Origin of the sequence: Budvicia aquatica DSM 5075 = ATCC 35567 (assembly GCF_000427805.1) — a bacterium.
Classification (GTDB): domain Bacteria; phylum Pseudomonadota; class Gammaproteobacteria; order Enterobacterales; family Enterobacteriaceae; genus Budvicia; species Budvicia aquatica.
This window is the reverse complement of sequence record NZ_ATYS01000002.1, coordinates 186497-208705: the sequence shown is the minus strand read 5'-3', so window position 1 is coordinate 208705 and position 22209 is coordinate 186497. Positions and strand designations below refer to the sequence as shown.

At 46.8% G+C, this 22209-nt stretch carries 21 protein-coding genes; 5 read left to right on the top strand and 16 right to left on the bottom strand.

The features are described 5' to 3' along the window. Positions 1-207: 207 nt before the first annotated feature. The 5 genes from ilvN to cybC form a co-directional block, all read right to left on the bottom strand. On the bottom strand, positions 208-699 hold the full coding sequence (gene ilvN, locus YWE_RS0102620; RefSeq protein ID WP_036014813.1) for an acetolactate synthase small subunit: 492 nt from the start codon (positions 697-699) through the stop codon (positions 208-210). A gap of 2 nt (positions 700-701) precedes the next feature. After that, positions 702-2420: an acetolactate synthase 3 large subunit gene (ilvI, locus tag YWE_RS0102615; protein WP_029093112.1), complete on the bottom strand. Its 1719-nt coding sequence runs from the start codon at positions 2418-2420 to the stop codon at positions 702-704. A gap of 547 nt (positions 2421-2967) precedes the next feature. Continuing rightward, a complete protein-coding gene (locus tag YWE_RS0102610) occupies positions 2968-4767 on the bottom strand; it encodes an AMP-dependent synthetase/ligase (RefSeq protein WP_029093111.1) in 1800 nt (599 codons plus the stop codon). A 184-nt stretch (positions 4768-4951) separates the two neighbouring features. Then, positions 4952-5458 (bottom strand): cytochrome b/b6 domain-containing protein, encoded by a 507-nt coding sequence (locus YWE_RS0102605; RefSeq protein WP_029093110.1) that lies wholly within the window; start codon positions 5456-5458, stop codon positions 4952-4954. After that, positions 5459-5845 carry a cytochrome b562 gene (cybC, locus tag YWE_RS0102600; RefSeq protein WP_029093109.1) on the bottom strand — a complete coding sequence of 129 codons (387 nt, stop codon included), beginning with the start codon at positions 5843-5845 and terminating at the stop codon, positions 5459-5461. A 594-nt stretch (positions 5846-6439) separates the two neighbouring features. On the opposite strand from cybC, the gene leuA reads away from it, so the two are divergent. The 5 genes from leuA to YWE_RS0102570 all read left to right on the top strand — a co-directional run bounded on the left by leuA (position 6440) and on the right by YWE_RS0102570 (position 12190). Next, entirely contained in the window at positions 6440-7990 is a 1551-nt protein-coding gene (gene leuA / locus YWE_RS0102590; RefSeq protein WP_029093108.1) for a 2-isopropylmalate synthase, read from the top strand. A 107-nt stretch (positions 7991-8097) separates the two neighbouring features. Then, positions 8098-9189: a 3-isopropylmalate dehydrogenase gene (gene leuB, locus YWE_RS0102585; RefSeq protein ID WP_029093107.1), complete on the top strand. Its 1092-nt coding sequence runs from the start codon at positions 8098-8100 to the stop codon at positions 9187-9189. Between the two features lie 2 nt (positions 9190-9191). After that, positions 9192-10601, top strand: a complete 1410-nt coding sequence (gene leuC, locus YWE_RS0102580) for a 3-isopropylmalate dehydratase large subunit (RefSeq protein WP_029093106.1) — start codon at positions 9192-9194, stop codon at positions 10599-10601. 13 nt (positions 10602-10614) lie between these two features. After that, complete coding sequence (gene leuD / locus YWE_RS0102575; RefSeq protein WP_029093105.1) at positions 10615-11217, top strand: 3-isopropylmalate dehydratase small subunit; 603 nt, start codon at positions 10615-10617, stop codon at positions 11215-11217. Positions 11218-11563: 346 nt separating this feature from the next. Next, on the top strand, positions 11564-12190 hold the full coding sequence (locus YWE_RS0102570) for a LysE family translocator (RefSeq protein WP_029093104.1): 627 nt from the start codon (positions 11564-11566) through the stop codon (positions 12188-12190). A 68-nt stretch (positions 12191-12258) separates the two neighbouring features. Here the strand turns inward: YWE_RS0102570 and YWE_RS0102565 are convergent, their stop codons facing one another. The 11 genes from YWE_RS0102565 to lafA form a co-directional block, all read right to left on the bottom strand. Continuing rightward, the gene (locus YWE_RS0102565; protein ID WP_029093103.1) at positions 12259-13050 is read right to left on the bottom strand and encodes a creatininase family protein; all 792 of its coding nucleotides are present in this window, start codon (positions 13048-13050) and stop codon (positions 12259-12261) included. Between the two features lie 17 nt (positions 13051-13067). Continuing rightward, complete coding sequence (locus YWE_RS26410; protein ID WP_036014810.1) at positions 13068-14462, bottom strand: purine-cytosine permease family protein; 1395 nt, start codon at positions 14460-14462, stop codon at positions 13068-13070. A gap of 262 nt (positions 14463-14724) precedes the next feature. Further along, entirely contained in the window at positions 14725-15690 is a 966-nt protein-coding gene (gene lafU, locus YWE_RS0102555) for a putative lateral flagellar export/assembly protein LafU (RefSeq protein ID WP_029093102.1), read from the bottom strand. Next, positions 15690-16553: a flagellar motor stator protein MotA gene (gene motA, locus YWE_RS0102550; RefSeq protein ID WP_029093101.1), complete on the bottom strand. Its 864-nt coding sequence runs from the start codon at positions 16551-16553 to the stop codon at positions 15690-15692. The genes lafU and motA overlap by 1 nt, the downstream gene beginning before the upstream one ends. A gap of 12 nt (positions 16554-16565) precedes the next feature. Then, the gene (locus YWE_RS0102545) at positions 16566-17276 is read right to left on the bottom strand and encodes a FliA/WhiG family RNA polymerase sigma factor (protein WP_051323147.1); all 711 of its coding nucleotides are present in this window, start codon (positions 17274-17276) and stop codon (positions 16566-16568) included. A 32-nt stretch (positions 17277-17308) separates the two neighbouring features. Next, positions 17309-17803, bottom strand: a complete 495-nt coding sequence (locus YWE_RS0102540; protein WP_036014808.1) for a flagellar basal body-associated FliL family protein — start codon at positions 17801-17803, stop codon at positions 17309-17311. A gap of 13 nt (positions 17804-17816) precedes the next feature. Continuing rightward, positions 17817-18944 (bottom strand): flagellar hook-length control protein FliK, encoded by a 1128-nt coding sequence (locus YWE_RS28880; protein WP_051323146.1) that lies wholly within the window; start codon positions 18942-18944, stop codon positions 17817-17819. Positions 18945-18948: 4 nt separating this feature from the next. Continuing rightward, complete coding sequence (locus YWE_RS0102530) at positions 18949-19254, bottom strand: hypothetical protein (RefSeq protein ID WP_029093098.1); 306 nt, start codon at positions 19252-19254, stop codon at positions 18949-18951. Then, complete coding sequence (gene fliS, locus YWE_RS0102525; RefSeq protein WP_029093097.1) at positions 19247-19642, bottom strand: flagellar export chaperone FliS; 396 nt, start codon at positions 19640-19642, stop codon at positions 19247-19249. Before fliS ends, YWE_RS0102530 begins: the two co-directional genes overlap by 8 nt. A 31-nt stretch (positions 19643-19673) precedes the next feature. Next, positions 19674-20981 carry a flagellar filament capping protein FliD gene (fliD, locus tag YWE_RS0102520; RefSeq protein WP_029093096.1) on the bottom strand — a complete coding sequence of 436 codons (1308 nt, stop codon included), beginning with the start codon at positions 20979-20981 and terminating at the stop codon, positions 19674-19676. A 357-nt stretch (positions 20982-21338) separates the two neighbouring features. Next, on the bottom strand, positions 21339-22178 hold the full coding sequence (gene lafA, locus YWE_RS0102515) for a lateral flagellin LafA (protein WP_029093095.1): 840 nt from the start codon (positions 22176-22178) through the stop codon (positions 21339-21341). Positions 22179-22209 lie beyond the last annotated feature (31 nt).

Sequence of the window (22209 nt, the reverse complement as noted above, 5' to 3'; positions counted from 1 at the left end):
CCCCTTAATTATTATTTAGCCCCAATCTTTGGTGGCACAATAACCATATTATTATATATGGTATTTAATAATGTAGATCTAACTCCAGATTAGCAGGTTCAGCAACTGCTTAATCCATTCAGTTAGTGTAATACAAAATAAAAAGCCCTACACAGGGTAGAGCCTTTTCATTAATGCTTATTTAATCAGCAAACCAGTGCCATTCAACTAACGCATGATGCGCTCACCGCGAGCAACACCGACAATACCAGAGCGAGCGACCTCAACAATTTCGCCAGCTTCACGGATAGCCGATAGGAATGCATCGAGTTTACCACTGGTACCAACCATTTGAACAGTATACAGCGATGCCGTGACGTCCACGATCTGCCCACGGAAAATATCCGCACAGCGTTTCACTTCTTCTCGGCCTTCGCCGGTGGCCCGCAGCTTAACCAACATAATCTCACGCTCAACCCGATCGCTTTCTGTCAGTTCAGCGACCCGCAGTACATCAACCAGCTTATGCAGCTGCTTTTCAATTTGCTCAAGTACCTTAGCATCACCCATGGTCTGAATGGTCATACGCGATAGCGTAGGATCGTCAGTCGGGGCTACCGTCAGGCTCTCAATATTATATCCACGCTGAGAAAACAGGCCAATAACACGCGACAGAGCGCCTGATTCATTCTCTAATAATACCGATAATATACGGCGCATGATCAGCTCCTCTCCGTTCTGCTTAGCCACATTTCGTCCATTCCGCCGCCACGAATATGCATCGGATAAACGTGTTCTCTTTCATCTACCGCAACGTCGACAAAGACCAGTTTAGTTTTCACCGCCAAGGCTTCGGCCAGCTTGCTTTCCAGCTCTTCAGGCTTACTGATAGAGATACCCACATGGCCATAAGCTTCAGCCAGCTTGACAAAGTCAGGCAGTGAATCCATGTAAGAGTGGGAATGCCGGCCCGCATAAATCAGATCCTGCCACTGCTTAACCATACCTAAGAATTTATTATTCAGATTCAGAATCACTATAGGCAAATCATATTGAAGCGCCGTCGATAGCTCCTGAATATTCATCTGAATACTACCGTCACCGGTAACGCAGACCACGGTCTCTTTAGGTAACGCCAGCTTCACGCCCAGCGCAGCCGGGAAGCCAAATCCCATGGTGCCCAAGCCACCGGAGTTAATCCAACGGCGTGGCTTATCAAACGGATAATAGAGCGCCGCAAACATCTGATGCTGACCGACGTCAGAAGCAACATAAGCGTTACCCTCAGTCAGACGATACAGGGTTTCAATAACGGCCTGAGGTTTAATACGATCGCCACCGTGATCAAATGCTAAGCAGTCTTTTTCACGCCATTGCCGAATACGCTCCCACCACTCGCTGTGGGCTTCAACGGTAGGTTCAACTTCTTTCTGCTTTAGTAATTCAAGCATCTGCCCCAGAACCTGCTTGGCATCACCAACAATAGGAATGTCTGCATTAACCGTTTTGGAAATAGACGTCGGGTCGATATCGATATGCAATACGGTCGCTTCAGGGCAATATTTGGTCAGATTATTCGTCGTCCGATCGTCAAAGCGTACGCCAACGGCAAAAATGACATCCGCATTGTGCATCGTCATATTGGCTTCATAGGTGCCGTGCATCCCCAACATTCCGACAAATCGCTCATTAGTAGACGGAAAAGCACCTAACCCCATTAAAGAGCTGGCAACCGGCAAATCTAATTTATCCACCAGGGTTTTCAGCTCGACATCACAGGCGGAAGTAATGGCGCCACCGCCGACATAAACCACCGGTTTTTTCGCATCAAGCAATACTTGAAGCGCGCGTTTAATTTGCCCGCGGTGGCCTTGCACCGTTGGGTTATAAGAACGCATAGAAACCTGGTCGGGATACGAATAGGGAATTTTAACCGCCGGATTTAAGATATCCTTTGGTAAATCCACCACGACGGGACCAGGGCGGCCGGTACTGGCGACATAGAATGCTTTTTTCAGCACCATCGGAATATCTTCGGTGTGCTTAACCAGAAAGCTATGTTTGACCACAGGGCGGGAGATACCGACCATGTCACATTCCTGAAAAGCATCGTTTCCGATAAGGGATGTTGCCACCTGCCCTGACAACACAACCAATGGAATTGAGTCCATATAGGCAGTAGCAATGCCGGTAATCGCATTGGTTGCCCCCGGCCCGGAAGTGACTAATACCACGCCAACCTCACCGGTTGCCCGGGCGAATCCATCGGCCATATGCACCGCAGCTTGCTCATGGCGTACCAATACGTGATCAATGCCGCCCACGGTATGCAAGGCATCATAAATATCAAGTACCGCCCCACCCGGATAACCGAATACATGCTTAACGCCTTGATCGATCAGCGATCTGACGACGATCTCGGCTCCTGATAACATCTCCATGGGTCTCCTCCAGGCTTATCTTGTTATTGTATCTTATGCGCACCAGCTAATGCTGCGTGGCGATTGTCGGGTCTTGCCCATGTTGTGTTTAAATTTTGCCTACTGACTTTCTTTATAACCATTCCCTGATATCAGCCAAGTTATTCTGTTCAGAGCAATGAAAGCCAGATAAGAGATAAATAATAGGTGACTTATTACCATACCGTCGCTTTTAAATGCTGGCAAAGGCAATTTACCCTAATGAGAAAGAAAGTTTTTCAATCCAAAAAAACACTCTTTATTGAAATAAATATTTGTATATACAACCAATATTGCCGTTTCAGCCTGCTTTAATATACACACTCAGCTAAAACATAGGGCACACCAAATGGTATTTATGGCTGGAGATAAAATGATTTAGTTTGATTTCAGCGTAAGTTCCTTCCGCCTGGCCGGCATAGGAATGCCTATTTTTCTTTTTCTTAGCCGTCGAAGGGTAACATTTTTAAGCGTATCAGGTTTGCCATCAATTTGAAGCACACCGTAGTGTGCCTGTATTAATCGTTAATTACTCAACGTACATCCGCTCGATTTCAGTATGATAACGGCTAAGGATCACTTTACGCCGCAGTTTCAGCGTAGGGGTGAGTTCCCCCTGTTCCATCGAAAATGCATCCGGCAGTAACGTGAAACGTTTAACCTGTTCAAAACGCGCCAGCTCTTTCTGCAATACGCTTAACCGTGCTTCAAACATCTCAACGATCTGGCTATGCCTTAGCAACTCTAATCGATCATGATATTTAAGATTAATCGAATGGGCGTACTCTTCCAAACTGACAAAGCAAGGAACGATCAGGGCTGAAACAAACTTACGCGCATCGGCGACTACCGCAATCTGATCAATAAACCGATCTTGGCCCAATGCGCCTTCAATCGCCTGTGGAGCAATATATTTTCCACATGAAGTCTTCATTAAATCTTTAATTCGTTCGGTGATAAAAAGATTGCCTGACTCATCTAATGCGCCCGCATCGCCGGTTTTCAGCCAGCCGTCATCGGTAAACGCCGTAGCCGTATCTTCCGGACGATTGTAATAACCCCGCATTACAATAGGGCCACGCACCTGAATTTCATTATCGTCACCGATACGGACATCAATGCCCGGTAAAGGACGCCCAATGGAACCGAAACGAAACTGATTTTCTTCCCAGCAGGAAACCGTCGCACAAGTTTCGGTCATTCCGTAGCCATAGATGATATTCAGACCGACAGAGTGGAAGAACAAAATAATATTGTCATCCAGCTTGGCTCCCGCGGCCGGCAGAAAACGAACGTTCCCACCTAATATGCCCCGTAGCTTACGCAATACCAGCTTATCGGCTAAGCGGTGACATGCAGACATCATCGGGCCCAGACTTTTACCCTGATGGGCAGCCCAGAATTTTCGCTCGCCACACCATAATGCAGCACGGAATATCGCCCGACGGTGCCAAGGTGCTAAATCTACCTTGTCGTGAATAGCAGAAAATACTTTCTCATAGAATCGGGGAACTGCGCACATCACCGTTGGTTTGACGTCCGACATGGCATCACGTACCGCGGCGGTATCCCGCAAATAAACATTCTGCGCCCCGGCATGCATCACATATAGACTCCATGCCCGCTCAAAAACGTGAGACAGCGGCAAAAAGCTCAGTGATACGTCATCAGGCGTAACCGTTAGTCGTTCGTCATGCAAATGAAACTGAGTGGCTAAATTGGCATAGTCCAACATCACGCCTTTAGGCTCACCGGTAGTCCCTGAGGTATAAATTAGCGTAAACAGGTCATCCATTTCACGACTGTCAATACGTTCCTGAAGCAGATGATGGTCACCGTCACTGGCTAACTGACAAAAGTCATCTAAATGGATAGCAATATCACAGCCGCTTAAATCAACCTCTGACTCAAAAACAATAATACGCTCCAGCTTTGGGCAAAGCTGGCGAATAATCAGCGCAACGTCCATTTGAGCCTGATCGCCGACAAACAGCGTACGCACTTGGGCATCGTTAAGCACAAAAGCAGATTGAGCGGGGGTATTCGTCGAGTAAATAGGCACGCCAGTTGCGCGTAAATGCAGAATAGATAAGTCAGCAATCGCCCAGTTCATACTGTTGGTTGCAAAAATAGCAACGCGATCCTGAACCTGAACGCCGGAGCTCAACAGGGCTTTAGCAATCAGAGAGATCTTCTCCCCGACTTGCCGCCAGTTAAGCTGTTGTTCCTGGTGGTTATGCCATTCTCTGAAAGCAATTTTGTCTGGATCTTGTTGAATTCTATCTTGTACACGTCCGACCGGATGAAATTGCTTTAACGCTTGAGTCATAGAATGGCTTCTCAGTTCAGCTTACAGCTGTCCATTATTTTTTCATGCAGTCTACCGTTTATCATCATCAGGTCAACGGAAATTGATTGGATATGTGTGGGAAATAACAAAGTTTATTCTGCGGGGTTCAAAATAGAAAAGTCGGGAAACATCAGGTTTACATGGTATTAATAAAACAGCAATCTTATTTTTTTCCGGGCAACATGGCCCTAATTAAGTTGTGTTTTAACCAAAGAGAAAGTCCGATAACGGCGCTGATGTGTAAACAAACAAGTAAAGTAACAAAATTCACGAGCCAATAGTGCCAGACCTCAAGCGGATAGAGATCCATCAATGATGTGTCTTGAGCCCATCCGGTAAAAGCAATAAGAGGAAGACAAATCCAGAATAGCCAAATAGCCATTGCTCCTAGCGGATTATGACCCAACGATTTGTCGGATGAGCGGGTTCGGACTTCATTGATATGATGGCAAATAGCGGTTTTTGTCGGAATTAACGCAGATAATCTGGCCGGGCCCTTTGCTTTGGTTAGCCCCCATAGCACGCGAATCACCACCAGCGCAGCAACGGCTAACCCAATAATCCGATGCGAAAATGCACCGGGATCGGTAATGTGCAAGCGATTGAGCAGAAAACCAAGGGCAACGCACCAATGCGTCACCCTGACAACCGGATCCCAACGTTGAGTCATTTACTTATACTTTTTATGGAATTCATCACGGGTCAGCTTAAACTGCTCAGCCGCCTGCTTCGCTTGCTCAAACTGGCCAGCATCAGCTAACGCTTTTGCACTATCTATTTCACCAATAAGCGTCGTTAAACCATAGCGAAAATCTTTCATGCTGGCACTGTCTTTATCCTGACCTTCCAGCTTGCTTGGTGTACCTTGCTCAGCCAGAGTCGCAGCCTGTTTCATGGCTTCCAACCCCTGCTTAAATTCTTCAGGAGAGTCCGTTTTCAATACCGTACGGTAATTACTGGCAATCAACTTCATCTGATCTTGTACTACGTTTGCCTGGCTGACGGCGCTGGTGGCCATGGCAGCAATTCCAAGCAAAGCAACTAACCATTTATTCATATATCCTCCAATAACGTTAATCCTTAGTAAGTGTAGTAGAAATAAAGATTAACGTTGGAAACGGTGAGGTTTAATTGAGAAAATGATTTAAATAATAGCTATATATCAGGTGATGTTGTGATTTACCCGCCCATCAGCCCCTTAACGCCGTCAAGGCCACCGAGCATATAGGTAATTAGAATCACGACGCCCACCGCAATAAACGCAAATTTAATAAAAGTTTTTATCGTTGGCATTGAGCCTCTCCGGTATGAATATGATAAATATCTAAGCGCATGTTACTAACATATAGCATCCGGTAATGATAAATATTTCAGCTCTATTTTAAAACAAACGTTGACAACGCTTCGGTAATCCAGTATCAATTTACACCATTGTGAAAATAATTTATTAGAGAACTGGATCATATGATTTTTTCAATTCGTCTCCTCAGCCTCCTCCTCCTCGCATCCCGTTGCGCGGCTGGCTTGTGGAAAACGAACTGACCTGATTCAGTCAGAACACAAGAAACCCGCGCTACCTGCGCGGGTTTTTTTTCGCTCCGCAGGCAGTGACACACCTAATCAGTCGGTATAAAAAGAAAAGGAATACAGCATGAGCCAGCAAGTCATTATATTTGATACCACCCTGCGTGATGGCGAACAGGCATTACAAGCCAGCCTGAGTGTTAAAGAAAAATTGCAGATCGCTTTAGCCTTAGAGCGCATGGGCGTTGACGTAATGGAAGTCGGTTTTCCTGTCTCCTCTCCGGGCGATTTCGATTCAGTACAAACCATTGCCCGCCAGATTAAAAATAGCCGGGTTTGCGCCTTGGCCCGCTGCGTTGATAAAGATATCGACGTCGCCGCTGAAGCACTGCGTATCGCTGAAGCCTTCCGTATTCACGTATTCTTAGCCACCTCCACACTGCATATCGAATCTAAGTTAAAGCGCTCGTTTGAAGACGTGATGGAAATGGCTATTCGTTCGGTAAAAAGAGCGCGTAATTATACTGATGACGTTGAATTCTCATGTGAAGATGCTGGCCGCACGCCAATCGATAACTTATGTCGTATCGTAGAGTCCGCGATTAACGCGGGTGCAACCACCATTAATATCCCTGATACCGTTGGCTACACCGTTCCTCGTCAGTTCGGCAATATCATTGAAACCTTATACCAGCGCGTTCCAAACATTGATAAAGCTATCGTCTCTGTCCATTGTCATGACGACTTAGGCATGTCAGTCGCTAACTCTATTACCGCAGTGCAGGCCGGTGCCCGTCAGGTGGAAGGGACAATTAACGGTTTGGGCGAGCGTGCGGGTAACTGTTCGCTGGAAGAAGTTATCATGGCGATAAAAGTGCGTCAGGATTTACTGGGCGTTCATACTAATATCAATCACCAAGAAATTTACCGCACCAGCCAATTAGTCAGCCAGCTGTGTAATATGCCCGTTCCGGCGAATAAAGCCGTTGTCGGTTCCAATGCCTATGCTCACTCCTCCGGTATCCATCAGGATGGGGTACTGAAAAATCGTGAAACCTATGAAATCATGACGCCGGAGTCCATTGGTTTCAGCCAAGTGCAGTTGAACTTAACCTCTCGCTCTGGCCGCGCGGCGGTAAAACACCGTATGGAAGCCATGGGTTATACCGATAATGATTACTCACTGGACGAGCTGTACAGCGAATTTCTGAAGCTGGCCGATAAAAAAGGTCAGGTATTTGATTACGATTTAGAAGCACTGGTGTTCATTCGTAAGCAGCAAGAAGAGCAAGATCACTTCGGTCTGGATTACTTCAGCGTACAATCGGGCACTAATTTGATGGCAACCGCATCCGTGCGCTTATCCTGCGGCGGCGAAATCAAATCAGAAGCTGCAACAGGAAACGGTCCGGTTGATGCGGTTTATCAGGCAATTAACCGTATTGCCGGTTACCCGATTTCAATTGTTAAATATCAACTGACGGCCAAAGGTCAGGGCAAAGATGCACTGGGCCAGGTTGATATCGTCGCTGAATATGAAGGCCGCCGCTTCCACGGTGTGGGTCTGGCAACGGATATCGTTGAATCATCTGCACAGGCGCTGGTCCATGTACTGAACCATATCTGGCGTGCGCAGCAGGTAGAAGAACAAAAACAGCGTTTGTCCCAGTCAGCATAAAAAATTTCAAACCTGCTTATGGCGACCCGTAACCATTGCCATACGCAGGAATTAGCAGCATTAGAAACATTAAAATAAATCTATAAGGTAATGGAGCAAATACAACTATGACGCGTTCTTATCATATCGCAGTTCTGCCAGGAGACGGCATCGGTCCCGAAGTCATGCAACAGGCCCAAAAAGTATTAGAAGCAGTTCGCCAGCGCTTCAATATGCAGATCACAACTACCGAATATGACGTAGGTGGCGCTGCTATCGATCGTCATGGCATGCCTCTGCCGGGTGCGACGGTTGTCGGATGCGAGCAGGCTGATGCTATTTTATTTGGTTCCGTTGGCGGCCCTAAATGGGAAAACCTGCCACCGGCAGAACAGCCAGAGCGCGGCGCATTATTGCCATTACGCAAACACTTCCAGTTATTCAGCAACCTGCGTCCTGCCCGCTTATATCAGGGATTAGAAGACTTCTGTCCGTTAAGAAGCGACATCGCTCATAAAGGCTTTGATATCTTATGCGTACGTGAACTGACCGGCGGCATCTATTTCGGTCAACCTAAAGGCCGTGAAGGTAGCGGCCCGGAAGAGAAAGCTTTTGATACCGAGGTTTATCATCGTTACGAGATCGAACGTATTGCCCACATTGCCTTTGAAGCGGCCCGTAAGCGTCGTGCAAAAGTGACCTCCATTGATAAATCGAACGTATTACAAAGTTCTATTTTATGGCGCGAAGTGGTCAGTGAAATTGCCCAGCAGTATCCTGACGTTGCCCTGAATCATATGTATATCGACAATGCGACGATGCAAATGATTAAAGAGCCATCTCAGTTTGACGTTGTACTGTGTTCTAACCTGTTTGGTGACATTTTATCTGATGAATGTGCCATGATTACCGGCTCTATGGGTATGCTGCCTTCTGCCAGCCTGAACGATAAAGGCTTCGGTTTATACGAACCAGCCGGTGGTTCAGCTCCGGATATCGCCGGTAAAGATATCGCCAACCCAATTGCGCAGATTTTATCTCTGGCACTGTTACTGCGCTATAGCCTGCAAGCTGATGATGCAGCTACCGCTATCGAAAAAGCCATTAATCAGGCATTAGAGCAAGGCTACCGTACCTCAGATTTAGCCGGTAACGGCCAATCTATCAGCACCAGTAAAATGGGCGATATCATTGCTCAGTTCGTGTCTCAGGGGGCATAAAAATGGCTAAAACACTGTATCAAAAATTATACGATGCTCACGTTGTCCACGAAGCACCGAATGAAACTCCGTTGTTATATATCGATCGCCATTTGGTCCATGAAGTGACTTCACCTCAGGCTTTTGACGGTCTGCGCGCCATGAAGCGTAAAGTCCGCCAGCCGGGTAAAACCTTTGCCACGATGGATCACAACGTTTCGACCCAGACAAAAGATATCAATGCCTGCGGTGAAATGGCACGCATTCAGATGCAGGAACTGATTAAGAACTGTGCTGAATTCAACGTATCATTATATGACCTGAATCACCCCTATCAGGGAATTGTGCACGTTATCGGGCCAGAACAAGGCATGACCCTGCCGGGCATGACTATCGTTTGCGGTGACTCTCATACCGCTACTCACGGTGCATTCGGTTCGCTGGCCTTTGGTATCGGCACCTCTGAGGTTGAACACGTACTGGCCACCCAAACGTTGAAACAGTCTCGTGCTAAAACCATGAAGATTGAAGTCAATGGCGATGCCGCTGAAGGCATCACTGCCAAAGATATCGTGTTAGCCATTATCGGTAAAATCGGCCATGCCGGCGGAACCGGCCACGTAGTTGAGTTTTGCGGTAAAGCCATTGAAGCACTGTCAATGGAAGGCCGTATGACCCTGTGTAATATGGCTATCGAGATGGGCGCTAAAGCCGGTATCGTGGCGCCTGATGACATCACATTTGAATACGTCAAAGGCCGCCAGTTCTCACCTAAAGGTGAAAAATGGCAGCAAGCCGTTGCCTACTGGCGCACGCTGAAATCAGATGAAGGCGCTAAATTCGATACTATTGTCACGTTGAACGCGGCAGACATTGCGCCACAGGTGACGTGGGGAACCAATCCCGGCCAGGTAATGGCCGTTGATCAAGCCATCCCGGATCCGGCATCCTTTACCGATCCGGTTGAGCGTACCTCAGCAGAAAAAGCGCTGGCCTATATGGATTTGAAAGCCGGAACTAAACTGACTGATGTTGCTATTGATAAAGTGTTTATTGGCTCTTGCACCAACTCACGCATTGAAGATTTACGTGCTGCGGCAGCCATTGCTAAAGGGCGTAAAGTTGCACCGGGCGTTGTTGCCATGGTCGTTCCGGGATCGGGCCCGGTTAAAGCTCAGGCAGAAGAAGAAGGTCTGGATAAGATCTTTATTGAAGCCGGTTTCGAATGGCGTTTACCGGGTTGTTCTATGTGTTTAGCCATGAATAATGACCGTTTAGAGCCGGGTGAACGTTGCGCATCTACCAGCAACCGCAACTTTGAAGGCCGTCAGGGCCGCGGTGGACGTACCCATTTAGTGAGTCCTGCGATGGCGGCTGCGGCTGCAATTAGTGGCCACTTTGCCGATATCCGTGAGCTGAGACAAGCCAAATAAGGAGCCTCACAATATGACTAAATTTACCCAACATATCGGAATCGTGGTGCCATTAGACGCAGCCAATATCGATACAGATGCCATCATTCCTAAGCAGTTCTTACAGAAAGTAACCCGCACCGGGTTTGGTCAGCACCTGTTTAATGACTGGCGCTTTCTTGACGATGCAGGTCAAAAACCTAATCCTGACTTTGTATTGAATAAGCCGCGTTATAAAGGGGCATCAATTCTGTTGACCCGTGAGAACTTTGGCTGTGGTTCTTCCCGTGAGCATGCACCATGGGCACTGACTGACTACGGTTTTAAAGTGGTTATTGCATCAAGCTTTGCCGATATCTTCTACGGCAACTCGCTGAATAACCAATTGCTACCGCTGACGCTGAGCGAAGCAGATATCGACGAACTGTTTAAGCTGGTTGATAGTCAGGAAGGTATTCAGTTTACCGTTGATTTAGAAAATCAAACGGTGATCGCCGGTGGAAAAAGCTATAGCTTTGAGATCGATGCATTCCGTAAGCACTGCATGATTAACGGGCTAGACAGCATCGGTCTGACCTTACAGCATGATGCTGAAATCAGCGCTTATGAAGCCAAGCAACCCGCGTTTTTAAGCTAACCGTATTTGTTTGGTAATATGTTTATAGGCCAGCATTTGCTGGCCTATAAGATTACTGACAAAGTGGTTTAATTTAATTTCAGCGCATATTTCGTCCGCATAAGCAGCATCAGAATATTGATTTCGCCTAGCGGCAGAGGGGCGACTTTTTCAATATATCGGGCTCCGGGCTTAGTCCGCCCACGGGCGCTCCCTCCGATTAACTATTTTTAAGACTGACTCATGAGTCATTAAAGTATTGGTTAGCCGTCTGAGGCCAGCATTTGCTGGCCTTTTTGCTTAAAAACGCTTAATTTAGCGCATGTTATTCAGTATTCAGTATTCAGTATTGCTTTAAGGGTCCGATATGATTGACCTTACTACCTTAAGTACCTATCTGGTTGTCGTTCTGGGGCTGTTTTTGATCCCCGGCCCTGCGGTTTTGCTGGTATTAACCCGCACCGCTCAGGGTGGCCGTAAAACGGGAATCATGACCGGTTTGGGCATTGCGCTCGGCGACTCGATCCATGCTCTGCTTGCCGCCGTTGGCCTATCGGCCATACTGATGACATCAGCTCTGGCATTTAATATTGTTAAGATTGTCGGCGCAGGCTACCTGATTTACCTCGGGGTACGCGCGTTACTGGAAAAGAGAGGCGACTCATCGGCGCCCATAGTACAAAACTTATCGCCGATGAAAGCCTTTCTGCAGGCGGTTCCGGCTGAAATATTGAATCCTAAAACGGCACTATTCTTTCTGGCTTTTTTCCCGCAGTTTGTTCACCCTGAGCAGGGCTCGTCGCTCATGCAGTTCACCATACTCGGCGCTATTTTTGTGGTACTCGGCATTTTATATACCACAACTCTGGTGTTTATCGTCCGGCCATTAGGCATATTGCTTAAGCGCCTGTCATGGCTGAACCGCTGGCAGGGAAAAATCATCGGTACAATCTTTATTTCCCTTGGTTTAAAAGTTGCACTGCAAAGCCAATAGATATCAAGAGAGAATAAAAAAAGGAAGCCATACATATTGATGGCTTCCCTACTCAGTCTATAGCTTAGCTATTTAATCTTATGGGCCAAACGCCGGTCGAAATCCCAATTGGTTTTCTCTAGTTCCTTGATGCTGTCAACGACCAGCCCGACCAGAATCTCCAACATTTTTTTACCTTTTTCTTCCGATGCCTGCGTTGGGTTACCCGTAGCCCCCGTTGCTGAGACTTCAGAAATATCCCAAATCATCTGAACGTTTTTACCTAAACGGATACTGTCGTCAGGCATCTGCCGTACCGCTTTAGTCACATCACAGAGTTCAGGGCAAACTGCCATCGTTATTGATGTTTCCCCCTCTCCGCCGTGACCAAGGCCATCCCATTCGCTAAAAAAGTCTTTATTAACGTGCTCACCAATCAGGTACCACCATGCAGGCATAAAGGCGAAAACCACATCTTTATGACGGGCCTTCACTTTACGCTGGGCAATTTCCAGCGGTGCAATATTGCCATCGTGGCCGTTGAGCACAAAAATATGCTTGATGCCATACTGAATCAGGCTTTCAAACATATCTTCAGCAATCGCAATAACGGTTTCAAAACGTAATGTGACGGCCATCGGATTGGCGTTGTAGTGCATCGATGTGCCAAAAGGAACCCCCGGAACGACCAAGGTATTATCCAACTTTAACGCTGCCTGACGCGCCACTTCCGTTGGTACAAACAGATCCGGCCCCAGCGGTAAATGGTCGCCATGACTTTCACAACTGCCAAATACGGTAATCACGCTATCAATCCGATTATGGGCAAACAGCGATTCAAGCTCAGCTGTGTTAAATTGATTTAAGAAGACTTTTTTCATTCCAACTTTCCCCTCAATTATGGGCTAATAACAACCGCTTTATGTGGAACCAGCAAACGCAGAACCGTATACAGCGCAACGGTAATGAATAAAGCCAACAGGCCGGTTGGCCATTCCGTTAATATATTTTGAACGACAAAAATTAATCCCAGGAACATCCCTACAATGGCTGAAATTATGCCAATCCAGTTATAGGACGGATGTGAATTTAACTCTTTTAAGTCGTAGCGCTGCCTGCGGATTAAGTAATAATCCGCCAGCAGAGGCCCGGCCAATGGCGGAGCCATGATGCCGAGATAGTTAATGAACTGAGCAAAGAAAATCTGATAAAAACCGATAGACCCAAGAATTGAACCAATAATACCAACGGTTAAAATCAGCTTCTTTTTGTTTACTGGCACACCATAAGACTTTAGCACCGGACCGGTGTACATCGCATTGCAATAAAGCTCAGCGTCGTTGGTGGTCCACAGTGAAAGCGTCCACGTCAGCACCCCGACCAGAGCGAAAATAAAACTCTTATCCATCATCCACTGTACGTAGTTAGGCTGACCAACGGTAATGGTACCAATATATCCGACGATATTGAGCAGCGGATTGGTGAAAATAAAACAGGCCGCGGCTCCCCACAGTACAGCTCGAACGTTTTTATTAAAACGAAACAGATCTACGCCCATTATCGCACCGGCAATCCAGCTGCCAATCAACATGGTAATTCCCGTAGACAGGCTCATGCCGGTATTTAATGACGATTTTTCAATAAACGCCGTTATTCCGCCCCCCTCCTGCAACATGCTAATACCCACAAATACAGCAATTGCCATAATCACCGGAGAGACAGGTATAGCAATAATTTCAAGGCCTTTCATGCCATATAGCGAAGTAATCGTGAACAACATTCCACAAAAAAGGCAGATAGCGAATACTTCAAGAGTAATCGGGGGTATTGAATAGCCAAGGCTGGCCGGGTCGAAAATAATCATGCCCGACGGATTACCGACAAAGGTTCCCCATATATCCCCCACCATACCGGTAATGGCCGAGAACCAACCTAAGGTTAATAGCCCCATGGCGAGCATCGGTAAATTAGCGCCCAGTGCGCCATAAGAGTACCGGCTCAGCAACGCTAAACTAAGCCCGGTTTTCTGCGCCATAATGCCCAGTAGTGAGGTAATAATAAAAAGGATGCCCATGCCGATAGTAATGGCCAACAGCGCCTTTGGAAAAGAAACGCCGGGATTCCCGCCCCAGCCGGCCAGCGTACCGCCAATAAAAAGACCTGTCGCCACATAGCCAAAACCGATCCAGACTAAAATCTGCTTCCAGGTCGGCCTTCTTGCGTGGTCAGGAATCGGGGTAAACATATAATCACCGTCAACCGGCAGATGAGGATCTTCAGTAGATGTGGTCATAGTAATGCTCCGTGATGTGATGTTGATTTATTCTTATTTGCAGTTGATTATTATTTAATCTAATTCATATTAAAAGTTTTAATTTCTTTGTTTTGAATAGCAATAAATTAACCAACCTAAAACAAATTCCCATCACAAAATTGAGCAACAATTTTTATTATACAACAACGAGTTGCTTGGTCTCTCACCAGCTAGAAAGTTAAAAAAAGCCCTCCGGTTATGGCCGGAGGGCTTTTTTTATACCAACATAATCTTTAAATTATTATTTGGTGTTCATCGCTGAAGCCACACCTTCTACCCGTTCTGCGGCAGGCTTAACCACTTTTTCACCGTGGTTGCCAAAGAACTGATACAGCGTATCTGCCGCACTTTTGGTCAGAACCATAATTTCGATTCGGCGATTCTGAGCGCCTTCCGGCTCGTCAGGATCCAGCAGCATCTGAGCTGACATGGCATTAACCTGAATGACTTTACTTTCGCTCAATCCGCCCTTCTCCAGCACTCTACGGGCTTCCAGAGCACGGTCACCGGACAGATTCCAGTTATTGTAGTTATCCTTACTCTTATATCGGACAGCATCCGTGTGGCCGGTAATAATCATTGGGTTTTCGATCTCATCGAATACCGGCGCCAGTTCTAGTAATAATTCATTAAAGAATGGCGAAAGCTGTGCGCTACCCCGCTGGAACATTTCACGAGATTTATCGTCCTGAACCAGAATTCGCAGCCCCTGCGGTACAATTTCGATTTTAAGGTTAGATCCGGCTTCCAGTGATTCGGTGATCTTCAGAATCACTCGGGCTAAATCTTCCATTTCCAGCTTAGAGTTATACAGTGCTGTATTCAGCGTAGCCCGAGGATTAGGAACCAAAGGTCGCTGTTGACGCGGATTAATCGCGTTAGTTTTAACATCAGCCATATGGGCTGAGACTTTAATTGGCATCGGTACTGGTTTGGTTCCTTTAGAAGAACCATCCAACGAGCTAATCGGAGAGAATGGGTTACCATCAAAAATGGTATGTCCGTTCAATACCGCAACAATCTCTTCACGCTCTTCTTGTGACACTGAGTTCACAATCCATAACACCATAAACAGTGCCATCATCGCTAAGGTAAAGTCGGCAAATGCCACTTTCCATGCGCCGGTATGCGCGGCGTGATGACCCTTTTTAGACGAACGCTTGATAATCGTTGTATGCCCGCCACTTCCACGTCCTGACCTTTTCATTACGATGCGTCCACCAACTCATTCACCCAGGCATCCAGCTTCGCAAAGGTCGGTTTCGTGTCCAATGGCAACATTTTACGTCCGGCATCCACCGCCAGTAAGGTTGGTTTACCTGCAACATGGTTAACCAGAACGGTACGAACACACTCCAGCAAAGAGAGCTGAATGCGTGAACGCTGTTCCATTGCATTGGCTAATGGATCTAATAAACAGTAGCTGAAGAATACCCCGAGGAATGTTCCTACCAGCGCGGCCGCAACCTTTAAACCGATCACTGCAATAGAACCGTCGATTGACTGCATGGTAATGATAATACCTAAAACCGCAGCACAGATACCAAAGCCGGGCATGGCTTCAGCAATACGTTGCATAGAGCGGGAAGGAATTAAGATTTCGTCTTCTACCGCTTCAATTTCCTGCTCGAGGATACCTTCCAGCTCATGCTCATTGATTTTACCCATGGCCATCAGACGGAAGTTATCAGAAACAAACGTCATCAACTTCTTATCTTTCAGAATAGAAGGATAGCGTTGGAATAACGTGCTCTCTTCAGGTACTTCAATATGTTGATCCAGTACCTTAAGTCCGCCGTCCTGAACCATCTCTAATAGTTCATACAGCATCATCAATAGCTGGCGCTGAAACTCAGCGGTGTATTCACTTTTACGACAAGATGCCTTGCTCTGGGCAAAGATCTCTTTTAAAACATGCTTAGGATTGGCGATCACCATTGCACCTAAGCCGGCACCTAAAATAATGATGATTTCTGCGGGCTGCCATATAGCAACTATCTTCCCGCCGGCGGCAATATAACCACCGAATACGCAGCCAAATACAATCAGCATGCCTAATAATTTCTGCATAACATCCTCTGACTAGAAAAAACTTTTAATTTTTTCTGATATCTTCTTATTCATCTGACAGATACGTGCTTCCGTCAAATCCATAACCAGAGCAATCTCTTTCAAGCTCAGCTCTTGCTGATAGTACAGATTCAAAATTAGCTGCTCTCTTTCGTCTAAAGAACCCACCGCGCTGGCAAGTGTCCGACGAATCACTTCTTCATCTTCAATAGAACGGCTATGTAGTGAATCGGTATACGACTCAGGCATTAATAGCTCATCCAGGCTTTCCATCGATCTGGCACTGTCCAGTAACAAATATTCCTGATATTCATCAGCTGAAATATTTAACTGGGTAGAAATCTCATCAAATCCGGGCTCGCGGCCCAATTTTTTGGTCAGTTCGCGGATAGCGTCATTCAATTTATGGGTCTTTTGGCGTAAACGCCGCGGACGCCAATCTAGCTGACGCAGCTCGTCCAGAATCGCCCCTCTTACACGATGAATTGCATAAGCGGCAAACTGTTCGTCAGGTTTACCATAGCGACGCAAGGAATCCAGCAACCCCATCAGGGCGATCTGTTCCATATCCTGACGGTCCATCACGCTGCTGGCCTGAAAGGCCAGCTGGCTTACCGTGCGTTTAACTAACGGCAGGTAATCTTTTATATACCGGCCTTCATCATCCGCAGTCATCAGCCCCACGTCCTGAAATTCCGCTATACCATGCGTTGTAGTATGCATTTCAGCTCATTACTCCGTGTCATAACATCTCGCTATTGGAAGACCATTTTGCTGATCAGCACATCATTAAACGTGACCGTCATCTTGAGTTCTTCATAGGCTTTTTTATACTCATCCAACAATTTTTGTCGTAGCTCAACTACGCTCATACTGCGGATATCGGAATAGTTCATATTGGTTAATAGATTCACCGTTGAACTCTGAATTAACGGAATTGCACTTTCGACTTTGTTAGCCAATTCTTCATTACTCGCCGTTAATGCTAAATCAAGTAACAAATAGTGTTCGTACCCTTCGGTGTTCACGTCTTTGCCTGTACCGGAGTTCAGGGTAATCACAATGTTTTTAATTGAGACGAAGTGAACTTCTGTTTCTTTTTCTTTTGAAGAGAACAGGCTACTTATGCTCATCCCTTCACCTTCCTGCTCCTTTTTTTGCATCTGATTACCGGCAAAAAACATGACGCAACCGGTTAACGACGCGCTAAAAATAGCGACAATTAGTGCAAGTATTATGTGCTTCTTCATCACCCTGAATCCCTTAAGCAGTGGTTAAAATGGTGTCATCAATATTTTTAGTAAACTCACCCTGTTCAGCATGTTGAGCGACCTCAGGGTCAGGCTGTTGGCCATTCATCTGGCGATTTTGCCCCTGCTGTTGCTGCTGACCGTTTGAAGTCACCTGTACACTGACTTGACTGAAATTTTGCTCAGTCAGATTGATTCTAAGTTCATGGCTAATGTGCTGCAGAGCCTTATAAACGTCATTCTGGCTGGCGTTTATTTGTACCTGCAGCTTCCCGCCGTCCATATGGAGAGAAATATCAATTTTGCCCATATCCGGCGGATCGAGTCGGATCGTGGCATGCTGGATCCGGTTATCGGTCTGAATTTGTAACCGATCGCTGAGCACAGAATGTAACTGCTGTGACCATTGTTGTTGGTTCGGGTCCATCTTAACCGTCGACCAGTTAGCCGGGCGTTCGGCCGAATTAACCCCGTGAGTGATGCTCTCTTGCGCCGCACTCATACCGACAACCGGCATAGTGATTGACGACGGCGATGGCAGCGAACCATCAGACTTATCCAACAGGGTTCTTAACATCGACGCCGGAGCGCCATCCATTAATTCCCCCCGCACGCTAAGCACTTGCGAAGCCGCAGACATCAACGTTGGCATATCAGCAGCATTGGCGGTCGGCATAGCCGTTGCCTGTGCAGGACGCGGCGGCTGAGTGCCACTATTCACACTCGCATTTGGTAGCGTTGATTGACTGGCTGTCGGCATGGCTGTTGGCATAGCTGTCGTGGCAGCCAGCCCGCGATGCTGAATAGCCTCCTCAGCCCCACGGCGGCCAATCCGGACTTCCCCCGTCGCGGCACTCGATTCACCTTTGAGTAAATAATTCAGCAACTGAGTCGCCTCATCGGCAGGCGTCTGAACCAAAGCCGTATCCCCAATCTGAACATCCGGAACGATATCTTGCTCTTCTCCGTTAGCCGCCAGCTCCGGCTCATCAAAAGCCGGAAGAAGATTGTCGAGAGAAAAAGTGGGGTTCTCGCCTTCTCCATCCGGCATAGTCCCCATCAAATTTTCCAGCGGACTCCCCTGAGCAGAGGACTTCTCTGACGACAGCGTAGATGGCTGAGAAAAAGAGTTAATATTCATTCCGTTATTCTCCCGGGTGGTATCCGACTGAGGCGTAGGCTGCCATGCCTTCACGATTGTTCTGATGCTGCTTCATCTTTTGATCGAGCACTTCATGTTCATGACGACAATACTCGACCGTTTTTTTATGCAACAGCTGCAGTTGCTTAACCGCATGCAGCGTGTCCGGTGCAACTACGTCTCGCTGACGCAGTTCCAGCAATAGCGCAGCAATGCGCTTATCGACTTCCACTAACCGAACCCACTGGTGCAGTGAAGCAACCCGCTTTAGCTCAACGCCTAATTCACGAATGGCGCGAACCTCATCCATTTTGCTTACCTAAGTTTTCCCAACCTTCACGAATGTTGGTGAGAATGGCTTCAACTTCTTCAATCTGTGTGACTGACAATTTATCACTTGCGTCATATAAGCGATAAACGCAGTAGTCATACAGTCGGGCTAAATTGATAGATAAGTCGCCGCCCTTATCGAAATCTAATGCGCTGGTTAACGCATTCAGAATATCGATACATTTATTAATACTCTGAACCTTACGCTCATAGCGCTTGGCTTCAATGTGGCTTTTAGCCCGCACTAATTCGTCCATCAGGCCACTAAAAAGCATGATGACCAGTTGGTAAGGTGAGGCCGCTGCAGCCTGTATCGCCAGATCAGATTCCTGATATTGCGAATATCCTTCTCTTTGATTGCTATACATAATTTTCCTTATTTACTTCACAAGCTCACCGTTAGGCGGTCAAAAACATACTCATGGTTGAGTTCATCTGTGTAATCACTTTTTGTAAGTGACTAAACTGCTTTAAATAACGGTTATACGACGTGTCATAACGGGTCTCTATCTGAGCCTCACGATCGCTGAGCTGGCTCTCTTTACGGTCGATAGTTTCCTGACGCATTTTTAACTCGCCGCGGGTACTACTCAGATAACCATCGAGCACTTTATCCATACCCTTAATTAAACCGTCGTTGCCGTTAAACATATCGGTCAGCGAGCCCGGATTCTCTTTCATCGCAGTATTAAACTTATCGCTGTCCAGCTTGAGCTTACCGTCACGGTCAGCGGTAATACCAAAGTCGGTTAACTGCTTGCCACCAAATGGAGTACGGATCATGCTGTTTAACTGACGCTCCAGCGACATGATTCCTGAGTCACCGGCAAACGCTCCGCGATCGGTACCGCCACTGCCACTTTTAGTCAATTCGCCCAAGGCGGATGACAGCGTGTTATAAGCATCCAGGAACGTCTGCATTTTCTCTTTGGTCGCAGTATCATCGGTGCCCACATTAATTTTTAACGCAGCATCACCGGCTTTATGCGCCTGATTAAATTCCAGCGTCACGCCCTGAATCAGATTGCTAAACGTATTGGAGTCATTGGTGACTTTAATCCCTTTGCCTTCTTCACCGATCCAAACCTCAGCATCCTTAGCGGTGGTAATTTCAGTCTCCTGAGCGTTGGCAAACGCCGAACCGGTCATGGTGACATCAATATGGTTCTTAGCGCCCGTCTCGTTGCTGCTCAGCATCAGCACTAACTCACCGTTAGTACGGATAACTGAAGCGGTTACGCCCGGGTTATCTTCATTGCCATTAATGGCAACCGCCAGTTCCTCAAGGCTCTTCACCCCGTCCATATCTATATCAAGCTGCTCGCCGTTCATATTCAGGGAGAGCGTCCCGCTGCCGTTCGCAATATCATCATCAGTCAGATTGGTTAACCCGGACTGATGAGCACTGGCCAACTGTGATACAAAAAACGAGTAGTTCCCCTTTGCCGCGTTAGAGTTGGTGGTGATTTTAGCCATCCCTTCAACGCTGGCCGTTGCGATGTTCTGCAACATACCGTCATTTAGCTTGTTCAGATCGCTCAGGGCCGTACGAAAATCGCTTAACGACGTTCTTAACGATGAAAGCGCCGCTTTCTGGGCAGCTAAAATCTTTTGCTGTCCTTTAAGCTGGGTTTGCATGGTCATAACATCGTAATACGCCAATTTCTCAGCCGTGCTTTGTGGATCTAAATTCAAAAAATCTGACATTAGCCTTTCTCCTCTCTAGCTCTATTAAGCAAGTACCGTGCCAAAAAAAATATTGTTATAAAACAAATCAGTAAATTAGTAGCGGAAGCTAAACTTCCGATAAAACCGGAAATTAGCACTTTCCTTCCGCTGGCCACTGGTGTCTGACTGGCCCAAAATCACAGTCTTCAATGTCATGTGGCGCAATCTCACTAAATACAAGCGGTACAAAAGGCAGAAAACTTAATAAATATTTGATATGGGTGAAAATCTTGTTGCGGGGAAATTGGATGTGACCTAAACGGGTATATCTTTACTTTAGGTAAAAAAAACACCGCCATAATGGCGGTGTTGATTTAATTCAATCTGTCGGGGCCATTAGCCTAACAGTGACATTACCATACCTGACATGCTGTTAGACTGCTTAAGCATTGACATGCTGGTTTGAGACAGCATCTGGTTACGGGTCATGTTAGAGGCTTCAGCGGCAAAGTCTGCATCCATGATATTACCGATAGCCACGTCGGTGTTGTCTTTCATATTAGACAGGTTGTTTGACGTGTGGCCCAGGCGGTTAATGTTGGCACCCAAGGTTGAGCGCACGCCACTAACGTTATCCAGCGCGGTATTGATGGTAGAGATCATCGCGTTAGCATCAGCACTGGCACTGATATCACCAGCGCCTACGGTGGTTTTCAGCTCGGTGTTCAGCGCAGTCAGCGTTGTGCTCAGATCTAATTCCATGGTTTCGCTTGAGCTGGCACCAATCTGGAACGTTACGGCACTACCTAACTTATCAGCACCAAATAATTTGTCGCCGCTGTAAGAGGTGTTATCCATAATGTTGGTTAATTCTTTGCTTAACTCACCAAATTCAGACTGCATAGAGGTTAAATCTTTATCGGTGTTAGTGCCGTTCGATGCCTGAGTAGACAGGTCTTTCATACGGTGCAGGATGTTAGTCACTTCATCAAATGCGCCTTCAGCAGTTTGCAGCATCGCCGTTGCGTCAGAAATATTACGCTGAGCAACCCCCATACCGTTTGACTGTGCCTGTAGGCGAGTAGCAATTTGCAGGCCTGCAGCGTCATCAGCCGCAGAGTTAATACGCTTACCTGTTCCTAAGCGTTCCATTGCTGTCGCTAATGCATTGTTTGATTTATTCAGTGCATTCGTTGAAGCCATAGATGAAGCATTGGTAAAAATGGATAATGACATTGTGATATCTCCTGATATAGAACAGTCATGC